Source organism: Intrasporangium flavum (assembly GCF_001956915.1).
In the GTDB taxonomy this organism is placed as follows: domain Bacteria; phylum Actinomycetota; class Actinomycetes; order Actinomycetales; family Dermatophilaceae; genus Monashia; species Monashia flava.
Map to the genome: position 1 here is coordinate 46,444 of NZ_MLJO01000015.1, position 19,023 is coordinate 65,466.

Genomic DNA, 19,023 nt, shown 5'->3' on the forward strand with positions numbered 1-19,023 from the left:
CCGCGATGCGAAGATCGTCCAGTCCCAGTTTCGTCAACCGTGGTTGACGACCGCTGAGCCGGGGCGTAGCGTCGTCAACGCAGGTTGACACGGGAGGGACGGACGGATGGAGGTGGACGACGTGGTGCGCACCGCCCTCGCGACCGGGGACGAGGACCCCCGCGTGGCCCTCGCCGCAGCACGCGAGCTGCGCCGGGCGGCCGGCCGCACCGAGGCCGCCGTCGTGCGGCGGGCCCGGGTCGGCGGGATGGCCTGGGCCGAGATCGCCGACGCGCTCGGCGTCAGCCGGCAGGCCGTCCACAAGCGCTACGGCCGCCGCTGAGGGCCCACGGGCCCGCGGGCCCGCGGCCGGTCAGCCGGCGAGGACGACGACGAGCGTCCGGGGGCCGTGGACGCCCTCGACACGGCTCAGCTCGATGTCGCTCGTGGCCGACGGGCCACTGACGAACGTCAGCGGACGCGTCGGGTCGAGCCGGGCCAGCGCCTCGGGCACGGTCTGCACGACGTCGGCGGTGCGCAGGACGCAGACGTGCACGTCGGGCACGAGCGTCAGGGCGCGACGACCGCACGCCGGCGAGCCGTCGAGGACGACCGTGCCGGTCTCCGACACCGCGACGACCGACGCCGTGACGACCGCCGCGACCGCGTCGAGGTCGCGGGCGGCGCTGGTGCCGTCGTCGGGTCGGGACCCCAGCCCCTCCACCCACGCGGGCGGCAGCCCCGGTGCGTGGAGCAGAGCAGCGGAGGCGTCGGCGGTCTCGCCGATCCCCTTGCGGGACAGCACCTCCCGCACGGCAGAGGACACGGCGTCGCGCACCGACGCGTCGTCGCCGCCGCACCGCACGACGGTCGCCCGGTAGTCCTCGAGCCGGTCGACGAGCTGCTCGACGACCATCTCCGAACCGGGCTCGTGCTCGCCCACCCGTCGGTACCCGCGCGGCACGTCGGGCACGGTCGGCGTCGGGCCGAGGGCGTCGCGGACCCGCGCGAGCACCTCGTCGCGGGCGCTCACGACCCGGCCCCTTCTCCGCGGGTGCGGGCCCACCAGTCGCGGAACGTCTCGGTGGGCAGGTCGGGCAGGTCGCGGGAGGACGTCCAGCCGGCGAACGGCGGCGGCAGCGGGACCACGGGCTTGCCGCGTCGGATCCCCTTGCGCGCCAGAGCAGCCGCCCGTCCGGCGCGGGCGAACCGACCGGCGTCGGCCATGACCCAGGCCACGGCGCGCATCGAGGCGGCCTCGGCCGTCGGCAGCCGGTGCGCCTCCTCGTGCGCCTCGACGTGCTCGGCCCGCAGCCGCACGAGCTGGTCCGGGATCGGGATCTTGACCGGGCACACGTCGTAGCAGGCGCCGCACAGCGACGACGCGTACGGCAGCGAGTCGTTGGGGTGCGCGTCGCCGGTGCCACCGTCGAGACCGGTCAGCTGCGGCGACAGGATCGCCCCGATCGGGCCGGGGTACACCGACCCGTACGCGTGGCCGCCGACCCGCTCGTACACCGGGCACACGTTGAGGCAGGCCGAGCAGCGGATGCAGTGCAGCGCCGACCGGCCCTGCTCGTCGGCGAGCACCCGGGTGCGGCCGTTGTCGAGCAGCACGAGGTGGAACTCCTGCGGGCCGTCGCCGGGCGTGACGCCGGTCCACGTCGACGTGTACGGGTTCATCCGCTCGCCGGTGGAGCTGCGCGGCAGCAGCTGGAGGAACACCTCGAGGTCCTGCCACGTGGGCACGACCTTCTCGATGCCCATGACGGTGATGAGGGTCTCGGGCAGCGTCAGGCACATCCGACCGTTGCCCTCCGACTCGACCACGGCGAGCGAACCGGTCTGCGCCACGGCGAAGTTCGCGCCCGACACCGCGACACGTGCGCGGAGGAACACCTCGCGCAGGTGGGCCCGGGCCGCCGCGGCGAGGACCGCGGGCTCGTCGGTGAGCGACGCGTCGACGCCCGGCATCTCGCGCACGAAGATGTCGCGGATCTCGGCCCGCCCTCGGTGGATGGCCGGCACGAGGATGTGCGACGGCCTGTCGTGGCCGAGCTGCACGATGAGCTCGGCGAGGTCGGTCTCGTGCGCGGTGATGCCGGCGGCCTCGAGCGCCTCGTTGAGGCCGATCTCCTGGGTCGCCATCGACTTGACCTTGACCACCTCGCCCGCCCCGGTCGCCCCCACGAGGCCGGTGACGATCGCGTTGGCCTCGGCGGCGTCGCGGGCCCAGTGCACGTGGCCGCCGCGCGCGGTGACGTTGGCCTCGAGCTGCTCGAGCAGCTCGGGCAGCCGGGCCATCGTCGCGGCCTTGAGCGCGGCGCCGGCGTCACGCAGCGCCTCCCAGTCGGGCACCTCGCCGACGACGGCGGCGCGCTTGGCCCGGATCGTCGCCGTGGCGTGCCCGAGGTTGCGGCGCAGCTGCGTGTCGGCGAGCGCGGCCCGTGCGGCGGTCGGGAACGACGCGTCGCCGGTGAGGTTGCCGTGCCCGGCTGGGGGCCGCAGGCCCGGCATCCCGAGGTGGGTCGTCATGCGCCCACCTCCCACGGCGCGTCCTGCGTGCTCGCGAGCACCTGCGCGAGGTGGACGGGTCGCACGCCGGTGCGCAGCCGGGCCAGCCCTCCCCCGATGTGCATGAGGCACGACGCGTCGCCGACGGTCAGCACCTCGGCGCGGGTCTCGCGCACCGCCGCCATCTTGTCGGCGAGCATCGCCGTCGACGTGTCGGCGTTCTTGACGGCGAAGGTGCCGCCGAACCCGCAGCACGAGTCGGCAGCCGGCAGCTCGACGAGGTCGATGCCCCGGACCGCGCGCAGCAGCTGCAGCGGCCGGTCGCCCACGCGGAGCATCCGCAGCGAGTGGCACGTCGGGTGGTAGGTGACCCGGTGCGGGTAGGAGGCGCCGACGTCGACGACGCCGAGCACGTCGACGAGCAGCTCGGACAGCTCGAAGGTGCGGGCGGCCACGGCGTCGGCCCGCTCGGCCAGCGTGACGTCGCCCGCGCGTCGGGCGACCTCGGCGTGCTGGTGGCGCACCGACCCGACGCACGACCCCGACGGCGCGACGACCGCCTCGACGCCGGCGGCCAGGGCCCGCCCGAACACCTCGACGTGGTGGCGCACGAGGCCCACGGCGTCGCGCTGGTAGCCGGTGTTGGTGTGCATCTGGCCGCAGCACGTCTGGTCGGCGGGGAAGACGACCTCGTGGCCGAGCCGCTCGAGCAGCACCGTCGTCGCGCGGGGCACGTCGGGGAACAGGACGTCGCCGAGGCACGTCGCGAACAGGCCGATGCGCATGCGCGCCTCCTCTGGGTGCCGGTCAGGGTCGGGTCAGGTGCGGCTCAGGACGACGACGGTGTCGAGGGCCTCGCGCGGGCCGTCGTCGGTCTCGACCGGCCGTACCCGGATGCCCGACTGCTGCACCTGCACCGGCAGGCCGTCGACGAGGTCGGTCACCTCGTCGGGGTCGTGGAGCACCTCGCGCGAGCTCGGGCCGCCCCAGCCCTCGGCGAGGTTGCGCCCGGCGTGGCAGACGACGACGACGTGCCCGCCCGGGCGAACCGCCTCGACGCCGGCGCGGAACGCGGCGCGCATCTGCTCGCGCGGCAGCTGGAGGTAGGAGAACAGGGCGAGGTCGAAGGAGGCGGGGTCACCGGGGGCGTCCGTCGTGGCGTCGGCGACGAGCGGCGTCAGGCGCGACGCGTCGTCTCCGAGCACGGCGGCGGCACGGGCGCGCATGCGGTCGACGGCCACCGGGGAGTAGTCGGTGGCCACGACGGTCCAGCCCTGCTGCACCATCCAGATGGCGTTGCGGCCCTCGCCGGCGGCGAGGTCGAGCGCCGAGCCCGGGCTCAGCGCGGCGACGATCTCGGCGACGAACCGGTTCGGCTCGGCCGACCACACGAGCTCGCTCGCGGCGTAGCGCTCGTCCCAGGCGTCGGAGTCCACGTCGCCCTCCTCAGGCCGGCCCGGCGGCGGGCCGGCCGACGGCGTCGTCGCGGACATCGCCTGCGGCGTCGACCGACTCGACGAATGGCACGACCTCGGCGAGGAACCGGTCGGGCACCTCGAGCTGCGGGGTGTGCCCGACGCCCTCGAGCCAGGCGGTGGACCAGCCGGGGTTGCGGGTGGCGGTGCGCTGCGCCGCGGTGAAGGGCACGAGCCGGTCGCGGTCGCCGTGCACGAGCAGCACCCGCCGGTCGATGCCGGAGATGAGCGCGTCGTAGCGACGCGGACGACGCAGGACCGCGAGCAGCGACCTGGCCGCGCCGAGGAACTCGGTGTCCTTGGCCGGCAAGGCGCCGCGCCACTGCGTCAGCGTGACGCCGGCGTCGACGACCGCCGCGTCGGCCCGCGACGCGTCGGCGAAGCACAGCTGCACCGTGCCGAGCACGCGCTGGCGGTCGGTGTACCGGCTCTGCAGTCGCGACAGGAACAGCTCGCCGACGCGGGGCACCGCGTAGAGCGCGAACGTCACGGCGACCTGACGGTCCTGGCGCTGGCGGGGCGCCGGCAGCGCCGGGTCGACGAGGACGAGGCCGGCCACGCGCTCGGGCGACCGGGCGGCCAGCAGCAGCGAGACCATGCCGCCCATCGAGTTGCCGACGAGCACGGCCGGCGCCCCGACCACCTCGTCGAGGAACCGGGCCAGCACCACGGCGTTGGCGTGCACGCTCGTCGAACGGTCACCTGCAGGAGTCAGGCCGAAGCCGGGGAGGTCGAGTGCGACGACGCGACGGCCGGCCGCGAGCGCCGGGCCGACGTGCACCCAGTTGAGGTGCGAGCCGCCGAGGCCGTGCACGAGCACGACGGGCGTGCCGGCCGTGTCGGATGCGTCAGACGCGTCGGACGCGTCGGCGCCCTCACGGCCGCCGGGCGGGTCGAACTCCACCCAGTGCACCGGGCCGCCGAGGTCGGTGACGTGGCTGCGGGCGCCCCACGGCGCCGCGAGGTCGAACGGGGCGTCGCCCGGGATCGCGCTCACCCCAGCAATCTACGACTCCCGGCGGCCCTGGAGGCGAGGTGGGCCGACTCCGTGGCGTTCTCGGTCGACGCCGAAGCCCGCTCCCACTCCGCCGCGGCGTCCGCGTGACGCCCCACGCGTCCGAGCAGGTCGGCGCGCACGGCGTGGAAGGACGTGTACCCCTCGAGGGCGAGCGGCTCGACGAGCGCGAGCCCGGCCGCCGGGCCATCGACCTCCGCCACGGCGACGGCCCGGTTGAGCCGCACGACGTCGGTCGGCACGACGGCGAGCAGCTGGTCGTAGAGCGCGAGCACCTGGCGCCAGTCGGTGTCGGCGGCGCTCGCGGCGTCGGTGTGCACCGCGTTGACCGCCGCCTGCAGCTGGTAGGGCCCGGGCGCGCCGCGGCGCAGGCAGGCCCACACGAGCGCGTGGCCCTCCGCGATCGCGGCGTGGTCCCACCGCGAGCGGTCCTGGTCGGCGAGGCGCACGAGCCCGCCGGACGCGTCGGTGCGGGCCGGGCGCCGCGCCTCGGTGAGGAGCATGAGCGCGAGCAGGCCGACCGCCTCGGGCTCGTCGGGCATCAGCTCGACGAGGACCCGGCCGAGCCGGATCGCCTCGGCCGCGAGGTCGGGCCGGCCGAGGTCGTCGCCGGCGCAGGCCGTGTGGCCCTCGGTGAAGACGAGGTAGATGACGGCGAGGACCGACGCGAGCCGGTCGGGCAGGTCGGCGTCGCGGGGCACCCGGTAGGGGATGCCGGTGTCGCGGATCTTCTTCTTGGCCCGCACGATCCGCTGGGCCATCGTCGCCTCGGGCACGAGGAAGGCGTGCGCGATCTCGGGGGTGCTGAGGCCGCCGAGGAGCCGCAGGGTCAGGGCGACGCGAGCCTCCGGGGCCAGCGCCGGGTGGCAGCACGTGAAGACGAGCCGCAGGCGGTCGTCGCGCACGGGGCCCTCCTTCCAGTGGTCGTGCAGGGTGTCGTCGGACGCGGCGAGCAGGGCCGACTCGGCGTGCTTGCCCTCGCGCGCGGCCTCGCGGCGGAGCCGGTCGACCGCGCGGTGGCGGGCGGTCGTGATGATCCAGCCGGCCGGGCTCGGCGGCAGGCCCTCGCGGGGCCACCGCTCGACGGCGACGGTGAAGGCGTCCTGCACCGCGTCCTCGGCGAGGTCGATGTCGCCGAGGACGCGGATGAGGACCGCCACCGCCCGCCCGTGCTCCTGCCGGAAGACCCGGGCGATCTCGTCGGTGCTGGCCGGCATGCGTCGGGACGCTCAGCCGGCCTCGGGCCGCTGGCCCGGGTCGTCCATGTCGACGAACGGGCGGATCTCGACGGCGAGGCCGGTGGCCTTCGCCGTGCGCTGCGCCCAGCCGAGCGCGACGTCGTAGTCGGGCGCCCGGACGATGGTGAGGCCGCCGAGGTGCTCCTTGGCCTCGAGGAACGGACCGTCGGTGAGGACGGCCTCGCCCGAGCCGCCGGTCCGGATCGTCGTGGCCGCGGACAGGTCGCCGAGGCCGCCGGCGAAGACCCAGCCGCCGGCCGCGCGGATATCGGCGTTGAGCGCCTCGAGCTCGGCCATGATCGGGCCGAGGACCTCCGGGGGCGGCGTCGGGCCGTCCGGGGAGTAGAGGGTGATGAGGTAGGTGCGCATCGGGGTCGTCGAAGCCGTGGTCGTCATCGTCGTGCCTCTCGGTCGTGAGGTGAGGAGCGGGACGGTTCGCCTGCTCTCACCCTCTACACGAACGCGCCGGGTGGCAATCGACAGTCGTCGACGACTTTCCGACGGACGATCAGGACGCGGCGCGCGGGCGCTGCTCGACGAGGCCGACGAGGTTGCCCTCCGGGTCGGTGACGAACGCCATCCACTCGTCGGTGCCGACCGGGCCGAGGGTGTCGTCGTCGTGGCCGAAGATGACGTGCGGCTCGGACTCGACGGAGACGCCCGCGAGGCGCAGCCGCTCGACCGTGGCGTCGAGGTCGGCGACGCGGTGGTAGAGCAGCGCGCTCGGGGCGCCGCGGTCGAGCAGCAGCCGGACGCCGCCGCGGTCGAAGAAGACGAGGCCCGGCGGGTCGAACGAGGCGACCGGCTGCACGCCGAGCAGGTCGGCGTAGAACGCGGTGGCGCGGGCGAGGTCGTCGGCGTGCAGGGCGACCTGGACGAGGGGGCTGCTGCCGTCGATGGCCATGCCACGACCGTAGACGTCCCGCTCCGTCGAGTGGGCACTTCCACACGGTCGAGTGGGCACTTCGTCCGTGGCGAAGTGCCCACTCGACCGGTGTCGTGGGTCGGTGACGGGGCCCGTTGGCCCCGGCGTCAGTCCTTCGTGCTGCTGAAGGCGGCGTCGAAGGCCGCCTCGGGGCGCTCGAAGTTGAGCGCCCGGACGTACTCGAGCGCACCGGGCGCTCCGACGAGGCGGTCCATGCCGGCGTCCTCCCACTCGATGCTGATCGGGCCGTCGTAGCCGATGGCGTTGAGGGTGCGGAAGCAGTCCTCCCACGGCACGTCGCCGTGCCCGGTGGAGACGAAGTCCCAGCCCCGACGCGGGTCCCCCCACGGCAGGTGCGAGCCGAGCCGGCCGTTGCGGCCGTTGCCGACCCGCTTGCGGGTGTCCTTGCAGTCGACGTGGTAGATCCGGTCCTTGAAGTCCCAGATGAACGCGGCCGGGTCGAGGTCCTGCCACACCATGTGGCTCGGGTCCCAGTTGAGGCCGAACGCCTCGCGGTGGCCGATGGCCTCGAGGGTCGCGACGGTGCTCCAGTAGTCGTAGGCGATCTCGCTCGGGTGCACCTCGTGGGCGAACCGCACGCCGACCTCGTCGAAGACGTCGAGGATCGGGTTCCAGCGTCGGGCGAAGTCGGCGTACCCCTCCTGGATGACCGCGTCGGACACGGGCGGGAACATCGCGACGTACTTCCACACCGCGGAGCCGGTGAACCCGACGACGGTGTCGACGCCGAGCCTCGCGGCGGCACGGGCGGTGTCGGCCATCCGCTCGGCGGCGCGCTGCCGGACGCCCTCGGGGTCGCCGTCGCCCCAGACGCCCGCCGGCAGGATGTCCTGGTGGCGCTGGTCGATGGGGTCGTCGCACACGGCCTGGCCGACGAGGTGGTTGGAGATCGCCCACACCTTGAGGTCGTGCTTGGCGAGGATCTCGAGGCGCGACTCGATGTAGCCGTCCTCGGTCAGGGCCCGGTCGACCTCGAAGTGGTCGCCCCAGCAGGCGATCTCGAGGCCGTCGTAGCCCCACTCCCCCGCGAGGCGGCACACCTCCTCGAAGGGCAGGTCGGCCCACTGGCCGGTGAAGAGGGTGATCGGTCGAGCCATGTGAGTCTCCTTGGCGCGTGTCGGGTCGAGCTGGCGAGGGGTGGTCAGGACGCGGCGACGGTCTCGGCGAGGGGTGCGGCAGGTGCGACGGGGTCGGCGGGTGCGACGGCGGCTCCCGCGGCCTCGAGGACGAGGTCGTGGACGTCCGTCGCGGCCACGGTCTCACGCTGCAGGCCGCGCAGGGAGGGGTCGGAGGCGAGGAGGACCGGCCCGTCCTCGGGGTCGGCTGGCAGGCGGCCGTGGCTGCCCCTGACCCACCGCGGGTCGAGCGGCACGACGCTCATCGCGTAGCGCAGGCCCACCTTCTTGCGCACGAGCGACAGGGCGGCGCGGGCCTTCGCCGAGCGGTCGGCCGGGTCGAGGAACAGCTCGGCCGGGTCGTAGCCGGGCTTGCGGTGGATCTCGACGCCGCGGGCGAAGTCGGGCGCGCGCCGGTCGTCGAGCCAGTAGTAGTACGTGAACCAGGCCCCCGGCTCGGCCACGAGCACGAGGTCTCCGCTCCGCTCGTGGTCCAGCCCGTGCTCGGCCTGGCCCGCCCGGTCGAGGACGAGGTCGACGCCGGGGACCGCCGCCAGCAGCGTGCGCACCTGCTCGAGCCGGCCCGGGTCGCGGACGTAGACGTGCGCCACCTGGTGGTCGGCGACGGCGAAGGCCTCCGACGCCCACGGGTCGAGGTACTCCATGCCGGCCTGGGTGTGCACCTCGAGCAGCCCCTCGCGGCGCAGCACGCGGTTGACGTCGACCGGCTGGTCGACCTCGGTGATGCCGTACTCGCTGACGACGAGGACGGTGACGCCGAGCCGCTCGGCATCGTCGAGGAGCGGCGCGAGCACGTCGTCGAGCTCGCGGGCAGCCGCGCGCGCCTCGGGCGAGTCCGGCCCGAACCGCTGGAGGTCGTAGTCGAGGTGCGGCACGTAGGCGAGGGTCAGGTCGTGCTCGGGCAGGAGGATCCGCGTCGCCTCGACGATCCAGCGCGACGACGCGATCGACGCGGTCGGGCCCCAGTACTGGAAGAGCGGGAAGGGCCCGAGCCGCTCGGTCAGCCTGTCGTGCAACGACGCCGGGCGGGTGTAGCAGTCCGGCGACTTGCGCCCGTCGGCGTGGTAGACCGGCCGCGGGGTGACGATCGAGTCGACGTCCATCCCCATCGCGTACCACCAGCAGACGTTCGCGACGCGGGCCCCGGGGTGGGCCCGACGCAGCGCGTCCCACACCTTCTCGCCCTGGACGAGCGCGTTGTGCTGGCGCCAGAGGAAGACCTCGCCGAGGTCGCGGAAGTACCAGCCGTTGCCGACGGCGCCGTGGTCGGCGGGCAGCCGGCCGGTGAGGAACGTCGACTGCACCGAGCAGGTGACGGCGGGCAGCACCGTGCCGAGCGTGGCCTGCGCGCCGCCGGTGGCGAGGCGCTGCAGCCGGGGCATGTCGCGCAGGGCGCGCGGGGTGAGGCCGACGACGTCGAGCAGCAGGACGGGTTTCATGCGGGCTCCTTGAGGCCGAGGTCGATGAGGGTGTCGCGCAGCCAGGCCAGCTCGCCGGCGATGCTGCGGGCAAGGCCGGCGTCGTCGCGCGGGCGGTGCCGCTCGGGCACGACGGTCCACGTGTACGTCTCAACCTCGAGGTGGTCGGTGCGGGCGGTGGCGCCGCCGACGAGCGCGTCGAGCGAGCGGCGCAGGTCGTCGGTGGTGGCGGTGAGCGGGGGCTCGGGTGCGGTGCCGAGCGGCACGTGGAAGTGGACGCGCCACGGCTCGTCGGCGTGCGCGCACAGCGGCCGCCGGCCGCCGAGTGCCTCGCCGAGGTCGTCACGGGTGCGCACCTGCCCGGCGTGGTCGCGCGAGCGCACCTGGTGCAGGAACCGCTCCTCGTCGAAGGCGGCGAGGGCGGCGCGGGTGGCCGGGTCGGTCGGGTCGGCGGCGTGCAGGCCGGCCGACACCTGCGCCTTGGCGACGCCGGTCCCGGACGCGTCGAGCGCGGCGAGGGCCTCGCCGGCATCCTCGAAGCCGACGGCGAGGTGGCACAGGTCGAGGCACGCGCCGATGACGTCGCGGTCCCAGCCGCGGGTGCGCTCGACGAGGTCGGAGACGGTCTCGACGACGCAGCCCGGCTCGGGCTCGAGGGCGACGCGGACGGTGCGCCCGGTGCGGTCGCGCAGGGCGTGCAGGTGCGCGGCGAGGCGCTCGAACTGCTCTGCGGCCAGGGCCTGCCGGTCGCCGAACCACGGGTGGCGCCAGCCGAGCGGCAGCGTCGAGATGCTGCCGCGTGCGGCGTCGTCGGGCAGCAGGCGCGCGAGCACGTCGGCGAGGTCGGTCGTGTAGCGCAGGCGCGCCGGCTCGCTCCAGTCCGGGTGGTAGACGCGGTGCTTGACGACCGGCTCCTGGAACCCGCGGTACGGGAACCCGTTGAGCGTCACGACCTCGAGGCCGCGCCGGTCGAGCTCGGTGCGGAGGCGGTCGGTGAGAGAGGCTTCGGCGGCGAGGGCGTGGGCCACCGGCGCGCTGAGCCACAGCCCGACACCGAGCACGTCGGCGCCGAGGTGCTGCCGCACCGGCAGCGCGAAGCGGTCGAGCTGGCCGACGATCGTGTCGATATCCTCGCCGCCGTGCACGTTGGTGCAGTAGGCGACGTGGACGGTCGTACCGTCGGCGTGCTGGAGGCGCACGGCTACTCCCTCGCCCCGCGCAGCACCGAGTTGCCTTCGTACGTCGAGGCGCCCGCGCCCACGAGCTCGCCGACAAGCTCACCCGCGCCGGACGCGTCGACGCCCTCGGGCAGCTCGAGCCGGCCGCTCTGGGCGAAGAACTCGACGGGGTTGCGCCACAGCACCCGGTCGACGTCGTCGGCGCTGAAGCCGGCCCGCAGCATCGCCTCGCCGGTGCGCCACGTCTTGAGCGGGTCGCTGTTGCCCCAGTCGGCCGCGGAGTTGACGAGCATCCGCTCGAGGCCGTGCTCGCGCAGGATCGCGACCATCCGCTCCTCGTCCATCTTCGTGTCGGGGTACACGGAGAAGCCCATCCAGCAGCCCGACTCGGCGACGGCGCCGACGGTCACCTCGTTGAGGTGGTCGACGAGCACCCGCCCCGGCTCGAGGCCCGACTCGCGCACGACGTCGAGGGTTCGACGCGTGCCGGCCAGCTTGTCGCGGTGCGGCGTGTGCACGAGGGCCGGCAGCCCGTGCTCGACGGCGAGCGCGAGCTGCGCGGCGAAGACGGCGTCCTCCTCGGGCGTCATGCTGTCGTAGCCGAGCTCGCCGACGGCGACGACGCGGTCCTTGGCGAGGTAGCGCGGCAGCTCGTCGAGCACCTCGCGGCAGCGGGCGTCGTTGGCCTCCTTGGGGTTGAGCCCGATCGTCGCGTGGTGGGCGATGCCGTACTGCGACGCGCGGAACGGCTCCCAGCCCAGGAGGGCGTCGAAGTAGTCGCAGAAGGTGCCGACGTTCGTGCGGGGCTGGCCGAGCCAGAACGAGGGCTCGACGACGGCCCGGACGCCGGCCTCGTGCATCCGCCGGTAGTCGTCGGTCGTCCGAGAGGTCATGTGGATGTGGGGGTCGAAGATGCGCACGGCTGCTCCTCAGCGGTCGGGGGTGTCGGTGGTCGTGGTGGCGCGCGCGGCCTCGAGGACGGTCGACGCGTCGGCCGGCACGGTGCGACCGGCTGCGAGACGCTCGGCGGCGTAGTCGGTGACCATCCGGGCCAGCTCGGCGTCGGCGCGCTCGACGAGGCCGGCGACCGCCGCCACGGGGACGCCGGTGAAGAGCACCTTGAGCACGGCCTGCCGCCACGCGTCCTGGTCGAGGTGGCGGGCGGCGTAGGGGCCGAGTGCCGCCTCGACGAGCCGGGTGTCGTTGGTGCGCAAGGCGTCCCGCACCAGTGGGAGGAGCCGGTCGCCGATCGCGTCGCCCCGGCCCGGCGCGTCGAGGGCATCGAGGGCGTCGAGGGAGCGCAGGACCGCGAGCCGTTCGGCGGTGTCGCCCCGCTCGTAGAGCCGGGCGACGCGGCGAGCGGTGTCATCGGCCGGCCCGGGCAGCGCGAGCAGGATGAGGCGGCGGTCGGTGTCGCCGTCGCGGCCAGCGCGGGCCGCGAGCCGGGCAGCCGGGGTGAAGTGGCGCTCGAGGCTGTCGGGGTCGCGCGTCACCTCGGCGAGCGCGTCGTGCAGGGCCGTGTCGGGGTCGAGGTCGGTGGTCACGAGGGCACCTCCTGGAGGGGGGGACGGGTGGTCGGGCGTCGGGTAGGGAGCGCTCCGGCCGCACGCTCGGCGGCGCGGAGGAACCGCAGGCTCTGGGCCGCGAGGGTCGGGGCGGCCCACGGGTGGCGGGGCAGCTCGACCGACACGAGGCCGCGGTAGCCGACGGCGCGGAAGGCGGCGAGCACGGGCGGCACGTCGACCTCGCCCTCGCCGAACGGCAGGTGCTCGTGCACGCCGCGGCGCATGTCGTCGATCTGCACGTTGGCCAGGTGCGGGCCGGCCGCGAGGACGACGGCTGCGGGGTCGTCGTCCTCGACGCACCGCAGGTGGCCGACGTCGATCGTCAGGCGCAGGCGGTCCGGGTCGCCGAGGCGCCGGCGCAGGTCGAGCACGTCGGCGACACGCTCGACGACCATGCCGGGCTCGGGCTCGACCGCGAGGTCGACGCCGTGCGCGTCGGCCACCGGCAGCACCTGCGCGATGCCGTCGTCGACGCGTCGGAGCAGCTCGGTGGTCGGCACCCCGACGGGCGCCACCCCGCTCCAGCACGACACGACGGGCGCCCCGAGGTCGGCGGCGATGCGGACCGCGCGGTGCAGCAGGTCGACCCGGCGTTCGCGCCCGGCGTCGGAGACGAGCGTCGGCTCGTGCTTGAGCCGCGGGTCGAGGAGGAACCGGGCGCCCGTCTCGACGACGACGTCGAGCGCGTACCGGTCGAGCAGCGCCCGCACCCGACGGACGCGTGCCGCGACGTCGCGGGCGAACGGGTCGAGGTGCGCGTGGTCGAGGGTGAGGGCGACCCCCTCGTAGCCGAGGTCGGCGAGCAGGGCGAGCGCGTCCTCGAGCCGGTGGTCGGTGAACCCGTTGAGGCCGTAGCCGAAGCGCAGGCTCATGTCGGCGACACCACCCGCATCGCGAGGCGTCCCGCGGGCACCGAGGCCGCGAGCGCCAGCGCGACCTCCGGCCGACCGCGTCCGGCGACGAGCGAGCCCTGCAGCGGGACGAACCCGCGGATGCCGTGGCCCGTGGCGCGCCGGACGGTGACCGCGTCGGGCGACCGGACCGCGTCGAGCTGCGCGCTCAGCACGCCCCGGGCGTACCAGGCGGCCATGCCGGTGGACAGCGCGAGCGAGCCGGCCCGGCGCAGGCGCGAACCGCGGCGGGTGTCGGGTCGGGTGTCGGTCCTGCCCGCGAGCCCGCCGACGAGCGCGCTGGCCGTGGCGACGGCGGCGGTGCCGACTGCCACGGCACGGGCCGTCGAGGCTGAGCCGCCGTGCACCTCGCCGCGGCTCAGCGCGGTGACGCCGGCCGTGTGCGCCCCGACGAGGGCCGCGGGAACGAGCGCGGTGCGGATCCCCCCGAGCCCGCCCGCGCTCGCCCCGAGCGCGACGTCGAGCGCGCGCGTCGAGGCCATCGTGGCCGCGCCGAGCGGGCCGTCCTTGGGGCCGAGGTCGTAGGCCCAGACAGCAGCGGCGAGCAGGGCCGCCACGGCAGCGCCCGCGCGCCCGGCCGCGGCACCGGCCACGGCGACCCCGCCGACCGTCAGTCCGGCGGCCACGCCGAGCGCCGTCCCGGCGGGCACGCGCCCGGAGGGGATCGGCCGCTCCGGCCGCTCGGTGGCGTCGACGTCGCGGTCGGCCCAGTCGTTGAGCGCCATGCCGGCCCAGTAGAGGCACGTCGACGCGACCGGCAGCAGCAGGGTGCGGCGCCCGCCGGGCCAGCCCGCGGCCGCCGCGCCGGTGAGGGTGTCCCCGGGCACGGTCAGCGCGGCCGGTGCGCGCACCAGATCGGCGAGGTCGCGCAGCGTGGTCACGACGCCGCCGCCCCCTCGCCGCCGGCCACCCAACCGCGCAGCGTCTCGAGCTGCTCGAAGAGGCGGTGCTCGTCGGAGCCCACCGGGTCCTTGAAGAAGAAGCCCCACTCCGGCACCGGACCGACGAGGCCGCGGCGCAGCGCGAGGTCGGCGAGCCGGGCCAGGTCGATGACGAGGGGCGCCGCGAGCGCGGAGTCGCAGCCCTGCCAGGTGAACTGGAGCGACATCCTCGTCCCGAGGAACCCGGAGAAGGTCACGTGGTCCCACGCGGTCTTCCAGTCGCCGAGGTCGGTGATGTTGTCGATGTGCACCGGCCCCTCGACGGGGTAGCCGAGCATCGCCTCGAGTCCCTTGGCCTTGCTCCGCGACTTGCTCTCCCGGGCCTCGGGGTCGGCGAGGGTGGCGCCGTCGCCGCCGCCGAGCAGGTTGGCCCCGGCCCAGGAGCGCACCCGCAGCGAGCGCGCGGCGAACATCGGGGCGAGAACCGTCTTGACGAGGGTCTCGCCGGTCTTGCCGTCGCTGCCGCCCCACGGCAGGCCGTGCCGCTCGGCGAGCTCGGCCAGCGCGGGCAGGCGGGCCCCGGTCGAGGGCGTGAAGTCGACGAAGGCGGCGCCGGCGATAAAGGCCGCGGCCGCGTACACGGCACTCGACGGCAGCGGCGAACCGCCTGCGTCCCAAGCGGACTCGAGGGCGGCCAGCGACAGATGGGTCGGTTCGACCTCGACCGGCGGCTCCGTCGAGGACACGTTGACGACGACGACCCGGGCCAGGCCCTCGACGCGTCGGAAGTCGGTGATGTCGGCGGCGAGACGGCGCACCGCGTCGCCCTGCGGCTCCGCCCCGGGCGCGTACCCGGGCCGCAGTCGGGTGTCGACGCGCTCGAGCTCGTCGTGGACGAGCGGCAGTGCCGCGCCGGGCACCACGCCGGCGTCGGCGAGCGCCGCCGCCCGCTTGGCCAGGGGCACCTCGGCGACGTCGTGGCCGCCGAGGACGATCCGGTCGAGGCCGGTCACGTGCTCGCGCAGGCCCGCCTGCTCGGTGACGAGCCCGTCGGGGCCGCTGCCGCCGGCCGCGATCACCGCGAGCCCGGTGGCCACCGTCGTCGCGACGCTGCCGCGGGCCCCGACCAGCCAGAGCCCGGTCCTGTCGTTGCTCATGTCGATCTCCTTCGATCTGCCGTGGCCCCCCACGTGTGGCACGTGTGCCGTGCCCTCCCCTCCCCCGGGGTGGTGACCCGGCGGCGGTCGCCCGCCGCCGGGTCACCCGTCATCTCCCTCCGGTCACCTCAGCGAGGCGATGACCGCCCTCGCGTCACGCTGCAGCGCGGCGCGGGCCGCGGCGTCCGACACGTTGGCCGGCTGGCCGGCGAGCGTCACGAACTCCTGCAGCTGCGACACCGCAGCGGCCGTCCGACCGCCTGCGACGTGCTTGGCGGCCTGCTCGAGACGCTTCTCGAGCAGCGGCTCGCCCGCCTTCGTCACGAAACCCTCGCGGGCCAGGCGCTCGGTGAGGGCCGTCAGCTCGGCCAGCGACGTCGTCGTCGTGAACGTCGTCGTGGTCGTGCGGACCAGACCCGCCTTGTCCTTCGCCGTCACGACGAGGGTGTGGCTGCCGAGCGGCAGGCGCCAGAGGGCCAGCGGCTGGTCGGCCGCGACCGTGGCCCCGTCCACCGTCGCGGTGACGGTGTCGATGCCGCTCGTGGCGTCGGTCGCCGTCCACGTGACGTCCTTCGAGGTGCCGACGGACCCGCCGTCAGTGACCCCGGAGACCGCCACCGTGGGCTGCGTCTTGTCGAGCTTCACCGTGACGGAGCCGACCTCGGAGACGTTGCCGCCGTTGTCGGTGGCCCGGTAGAGCACCGTCGTCGTGCCCTCGGTAGAGACCGTGAGCGCGGTGTTGGCGTTGACCCACGTCGCGCCGCCGTCGGTCGAGCGCTGGCGCGAGGCGACGGTGCCGTTGTCGGTCGCGTTGACCGTCACGGTGACGTTGCTCGTCCACCAGCCGTTCGCGCCGTTCGGCGTCGCGGGGCTGAGCGTCGCCGACACCGTCGGCGGCGTCGTGTCGGCCACGCCGTCACCGACGAACGAGAGCGCGTCGAGCACGACCCCACCCGTCGAGGTGACGAAGAGGCGCCCGGTGCCGGTCGGCTTCGACGACAGAGTCGCCGCCGTGTCGGACCAGCCGGTGCTGTTCACCGCGACCGTCCCGAACGGCGTCGCAGTCGGCGAGTTCCAGCGCAGCGACAGCGTGCCCTGGCCCGACGCGCGGGCCGTGATGCCGGTGATGCCGATGAGGTTGGCCGGGTCCCAGCCGAGGTGGTCACCGGCGTCGAGCGAGGTGACCTTGCGCAGGCCGCTCGCCGTCGTGTCGCCGACGATCTCGACGCCCTGGGTCAGGTCGGCCCACTCGGCCTCCTGCTTCTTCGGGTTGAGGATGAGCTGCTCGGTCGTCGTCGCCGCCGGGACGCCCGCGTGGCCGTTGTCGGTGTAGGTGATGACGACGACGCCGAAGATGTTCTCGGTCTCGCCGTGCTCGGTCGCGTCGGCCGGGGTCGGGATCGCGAACTGGCATCCCGTGCCCTGGCTCAGCGGGTGGGCGTGCGCGTCGTGCCCGAGACCGAAGGTCCACGTGACGCGCGAGCACACCGTCGCGGTGCCGTCCTCGGGGTCCGAGGTCTTGACGTCGAACGGGACGGCCTGGCCCCAGTCGAAGAAGGCACCGTTCGGCGGGGTGGTGATGTTCACCGTCGGGGCGACGTTGCCGACGCTGATCGACGTGCTCGTCAGGCCGCGACGGCCCTCCGGGTCGGTGACCCGCAGCCGCGCCGTGTACTTGCCGAGCTCGGTGTAGGTGAAGGACGCCGTGACACCGGTGGCGTCGAACGTGCCGTCACCGTTGAAGTCCCACTCGTAGGTGAGGGCCTTGCCCTCGGGGTCGACCGAGCCGGACGCGTCGAAGGCGACCGTGAGCGGCGCGGTGCTGCTGCTCAGCGGGGTGGCCTTGATGCTGGCCTGCGGCGCCTTGTTCCCCGGCGAGTAGTCGATGCGGTAGAGGCCCGCGTCGGGGTTCTGCCGGAAGAAGCCGTCGCCGTAGTCGAGGACGTAGAGCGAGCCGTCCGGCCCGAACTCGATGTCGATCGGGCTGTCGGTGATCGGCTGGCCGTTCGTCTCGAGGGCCTTGTTGGGCAGGAACTGCTCGATGTGGTCGACCGGTCCGTTCGGCCACTGCACGGTGAAGGCGGCGAGGTAGTCCTGCGAGAACTCGGCGAAGAACGCCTTCTTGTCCCAGTACGCCGGGAACTTCGTCGTCGACGGGTTGTCGGCGTCGTAGTGGTAGACCGGGCCGCCCATCGGGCCCTGGCCGCCCTGCGGGTCGAAGTCGGTCAGCTCCGGCCACGGCTGGTCGGTCGACCGGTCGCCGTAGTAGAGCGTGGCGGTCGTGGCCGGCGGCACCTGCGCCAGGCCGGTGTTCCAGCGCGAGTTGTTCTGCGCGCCGGCGTTGCAGTCGAACCATGGGCCGGGCGTCGCCGTCGCGTAGTTCCACTCGTTGTAGTTGGCGTTCGGGCCGTGGCAGTACGGCCAGCCGCCGTTGATCGGCCGGTCGATCGCCGTCGTCATCCACTCGACGTAGCCCATCGGGCCGCGCTGCGGGTCGGCGGCACCGGCGTCGGGGCCGTAGTCGCCCCACGTCACCGAGTTCGTCTCCGGGTCGACGTCCATGCGGAACGGGTTGCGCACGCCCATGACGAAGATCTCCGGACGCGTCTTGGCCGTGCCCGGCGCGAAGAGGTTGCCGGCCGGGATCGTGTAGCGGCCGTCGGCCTCGACGTGGACGCGCAGGATCTTGCCGCGCAGGTCGTCGGTGTTGCCCGCGCCGCGGCGCGAGTCGAGGCCCGGGTTCATGCCCGGGGCGTCGTTGTTCGGGGCCATGCCGTTGGCGCCCGGCGTGCTGGCCGGGGTGTTGTCGCCGGTCGAGAGGTAGAGGTTGCCGTTCGCGTCGAAGTCGACGTCACCGGCGACGTGGCAGCACTGGCCCCGCTGTGTCTCGACCTTGATGATGACCTGCTCGGTCGAGAGGTCGAGCTTGTCGGCGGCGGGGTCCCACTTGAACCGGCTGAGCTGGTTGTAGCCCTTCCACTGGTCCCAGTACGACGCGTCGGCGCCGGCGGGCAGGCTGTTCGGCGCCGAGCCCGTCGGGGTCGTCGTGACGTAGGGCGCCGTCATCGTCTTCGGCGCGTAGTAGAGGTAGACCCACTGGTTCGTGGCGAAGTCGGGGTCGAGGGTGACGGTCTGGAGGCCGTCCTCGGAGTTGTTGTAGACCGGCAGGGTGTTGACGACCTTGGTGACGCCGGTGGCGGGGTCGACGAGGCGGACGTCGCCGTTGCGGGCCGTCGTCAGCACGCGACGGTCCGGCAGGACGGCCAGGTCGATCGGCTCGCCGGTGTCCTTGGTGAGCGTGATCTTCTCGTAGTTGGACCAGTCGAGGGCGGGGTCGTCGCCGTGGTCGACGCCGTCGTGGGCGGCGGCGGGCGAGGCGAGCATCCCGCCGAGGGTGGTGAGGGCGAGGACGGCGGCGGCAGTTGCCGCAACCGCCCTCCGCCCTCGGACACGACTTGTAGCATTCATCGGTACGTCCTTCTTGACAGAGACGGGCGAAGCCGGTCCCCGGGGAGCGCGCCGCTGCAACGGCCATGCACTCCCCGGGGGTCGGCGTTGATGCTTTCCGACAGGGTGAGGCGTCGGGGTGGTGTCGGTGCTGGGTGACGGG

The 19,023-nt window shown here is 74.4% G+C and carries 18 protein-coding genes; 1 reads left to right on the forward strand and 17 read right to left on the reverse strand.

Annotation, left to right across the window (positions count from 1 at the left end):
* Positions 1 to 106: 106 nt before the first annotated feature.
* The gene (locus BIV28_RS12820) at positions 107 to 322 is read left to right on the forward strand and encodes a hypothetical protein (protein WP_076262420.1); all 216 of its coding nucleotides are present in this window, start codon (positions 107 to 109) and stop codon (positions 320 to 322) included.
* Positions 323 to 352: 30 nt separating this feature from the next.
* Here BIV28_RS12820 and BIV28_RS12825 read toward each other — a convergent pair whose 3' ends face one another.
* From BIV28_RS12825 to BIV28_RS12905, 17 genes are all read right to left on the reverse strand, one after another.
* The gene (locus BIV28_RS12825) at positions 353 to 1,012 is read right to left on the reverse strand and encodes a LutC/YkgG family protein (protein ID WP_076262422.1); all 660 of its coding nucleotides are present in this window, start codon (positions 1,010 to 1,012) and stop codon (positions 353 to 355) included.
* Complete coding sequence (locus tag BIV28_RS12830) at positions 1,009 to 2,514, reverse strand: LutB/LldF family L-lactate oxidation iron-sulfur protein (protein ID WP_076262424.1); 1,506 nt, start codon at positions 2,512 to 2,514, stop codon at positions 1,009 to 1,011. The genes BIV28_RS12825 and BIV28_RS12830 overlap by 4 nt, the downstream gene beginning before the upstream one ends.
* Positions 2,511 to 3,278 (reverse strand): (Fe-S)-binding protein, encoded by a 768-nt coding sequence (locus tag BIV28_RS12835; protein WP_076262426.1) that lies wholly within the window; start codon positions 3,276 to 3,278, stop codon positions 2,511 to 2,513. The genes BIV28_RS12830 and BIV28_RS12835 overlap by 4 nt, the downstream gene beginning before the upstream one ends.
* A gap of 33 nt (positions 3,279 to 3,311) precedes the next feature.
* Positions 3,312 to 3,929, reverse strand: coding sequence for a class I SAM-dependent methyltransferase (locus BIV28_RS12840; protein WP_076262508.1), 618 nt, complete (start codon positions 3,927 to 3,929; stop codon positions 3,312 to 3,314).
* Positions 3,930 to 3,939: 10 nt separating this feature from the next.
* A complete protein-coding gene (locus BIV28_RS12845; protein WP_076262428.1) occupies positions 3,940 to 4,965 on the reverse strand; it encodes an alpha/beta fold hydrolase in 1,026 nt (341 codons plus the stop codon).
* Entirely contained in the window at positions 4,962 to 6,200 is a 1,239-nt protein-coding gene (locus tag BIV28_RS12850) for an RNA polymerase sigma factor (RefSeq protein ID WP_076262430.1), read from the reverse strand. The genes BIV28_RS12845 and BIV28_RS12850 overlap by 4 nt, the downstream gene beginning before the upstream one ends.
* A gap of 12 nt (positions 6,201 to 6,212) precedes the next feature.
* Positions 6,213 to 6,617 carry a YciI family protein gene (locus BIV28_RS12855; RefSeq protein ID WP_242652976.1) on the reverse strand — a complete coding sequence of 135 codons (405 nt, stop codon included), beginning with the start codon at positions 6,615 to 6,617 and terminating at the stop codon, positions 6,213 to 6,215.
* Between the two features lie 112 nt (positions 6,618 to 6,729).
* Complete coding sequence (locus tag BIV28_RS12860; protein ID WP_076262432.1) at positions 6,730 to 7,125, reverse strand: VOC family protein; 396 nt, start codon at positions 7,123 to 7,125, stop codon at positions 6,730 to 6,732.
* A gap of 128 nt (positions 7,126 to 7,253) precedes the next feature.
* Entirely contained in the window at positions 7,254 to 8,264 is a 1,011-nt protein-coding gene (locus tag BIV28_RS12865; protein ID WP_076262434.1) for a sugar phosphate isomerase/epimerase family protein, read from the reverse strand.
* Between the two features lie 44 nt (positions 8,265 to 8,308).
* Positions 8,309 to 9,742, reverse strand: coding sequence for an alkaline phosphatase family protein (locus BIV28_RS12870; protein ID WP_076262436.1), 1,434 nt, complete (start codon positions 9,740 to 9,742; stop codon positions 8,309 to 8,311).
* The gene (gene eboE / locus BIV28_RS12875; protein WP_076262438.1) at positions 9,739 to 10,920 is read right to left on the reverse strand and encodes a metabolite traffic protein EboE; all 1,182 of its coding nucleotides are present in this window, start codon (positions 10,918 to 10,920) and stop codon (positions 9,739 to 9,741) included. The genes BIV28_RS12870 and eboE overlap by 4 nt, the downstream gene beginning before the upstream one ends.
* A gap of 2 nt (positions 10,921 to 10,922) precedes the next feature.
* The gene (locus tag BIV28_RS12880) at positions 10,923 to 11,819 is read right to left on the reverse strand and encodes a TatD family hydrolase (protein ID WP_076262439.1); all 897 of its coding nucleotides are present in this window, start codon (positions 11,817 to 11,819) and stop codon (positions 10,923 to 10,925) included.
* A gap of 9 nt (positions 11,820 to 11,828) precedes the next feature.
* Entirely contained in the window at positions 11,829 to 12,443 is a 615-nt protein-coding gene (locus tag BIV28_RS12885; protein ID WP_242652978.1) for an EboA domain-containing protein, read from the reverse strand.
* On the reverse strand, positions 12,440 to 13,336 hold the full coding sequence (locus BIV28_RS12890) for a sugar phosphate isomerase/epimerase family protein (protein WP_076262441.1): 897 nt from the start codon (positions 13,334 to 13,336) through the stop codon (positions 12,440 to 12,442). The genes BIV28_RS12885 and BIV28_RS12890 overlap by 4 nt, the downstream gene beginning before the upstream one ends.
* Entirely contained in the window at positions 13,333 to 14,256 is a 924-nt protein-coding gene (locus tag BIV28_RS12895) for an SCO3242 family prenyltransferase (RefSeq protein ID WP_242652980.1), read from the reverse strand. Before BIV28_RS12895 ends, BIV28_RS12890 begins: the two co-directional genes overlap by 4 nt.
* A complete protein-coding gene (locus tag BIV28_RS12900; protein ID WP_076262443.1) occupies positions 14,253 to 15,413 on the reverse strand; it encodes an inositol-3-phosphate synthase in 1,161 nt (386 codons plus the stop codon). Before BIV28_RS12900 ends, BIV28_RS12895 begins: the two co-directional genes overlap by 4 nt.
* 123 nt (positions 15,414 to 15,536) lie before the next feature.
* A complete protein-coding gene (locus BIV28_RS12905) occupies positions 15,537 to 18,797 on the reverse strand; it encodes a PQQ-dependent sugar dehydrogenase (RefSeq protein ID WP_076262445.1) in 3,261 nt (1,086 codons plus the stop codon).
* Positions 18,798 to 19,023 lie beyond the last annotated feature (226 nt).

Coding starts and splice junctions, on each gene's coding strand:
- BIV28_RS12820 (WP_076262420.1), top strand. CDS start 107: ATGGAGGTGGACGACGTGGTGCGCACCGCCCTCGCGACCGGGGACGAG.
- BIV28_RS12830 (WP_076262424.1), bottom strand. CDS start 2,514: ATGACGACCCACCTCGGGATGCCGGGCCTGCGGCCCCCAGCCGGGCAC.
- BIV28_RS12835 (WP_076262426.1), bottom strand. CDS start 3,278: ATGCGCATCGGCCTGTTCGCGACGTGCCTCGGCGACGTCCTGTTCCCC.
- BIV28_RS12850 (WP_076262430.1), bottom strand. CDS start 6,200: ATGCCGGCCAGCACCGACGAGATCGCCCGGGTCTTCCGGCAGGAGCAC.
- BIV28_RS12855 (WP_242652976.1), bottom strand. CDS start 6,617: ATGACGACCACGGCTTCGACGACCCCGATGCGCACCTACCTCATCACC.
- BIV28_RS12860 (WP_076262432.1), bottom strand. CDS start 7,125: ATGGCCATCGACGGCAGCAGCCCCCTCGTCCAGGTCGCCCTGCACGCC.
- BIV28_RS12865 (WP_076262434.1), bottom strand. CDS start 8,264: ATGGCTCGACCGATCACCCTCTTCACCGGCCAGTGGGCCGACCTGCCC.
- BIV28_RS12870 (WP_076262436.1), bottom strand. CDS start 9,742: ATGAAACCCGTCCTGCTGCTCGACGTCGTCGGCCTCACCCCGCGCGCC.
- BIV28_RS12890 (WP_076262441.1), bottom strand. CDS start 13,336: ATGAGCCTGCGCTTCGGCTACGGCCTCAACGGGTTCACCGACCACCGG.
- BIV28_RS12900 (WP_076262443.1), bottom strand. CDS start 15,413: ATGAGCAACGACAGGACCGGGCTCTGGCTGGTCGGGGCCCGCGGCAGC.
- BIV28_RS12905 (WP_076262445.1), bottom strand. CDS start 18,797: ATGCTCGCCTCGCCCGCCGCCGCCCACGACGGCGTCGACCACGGCGAC.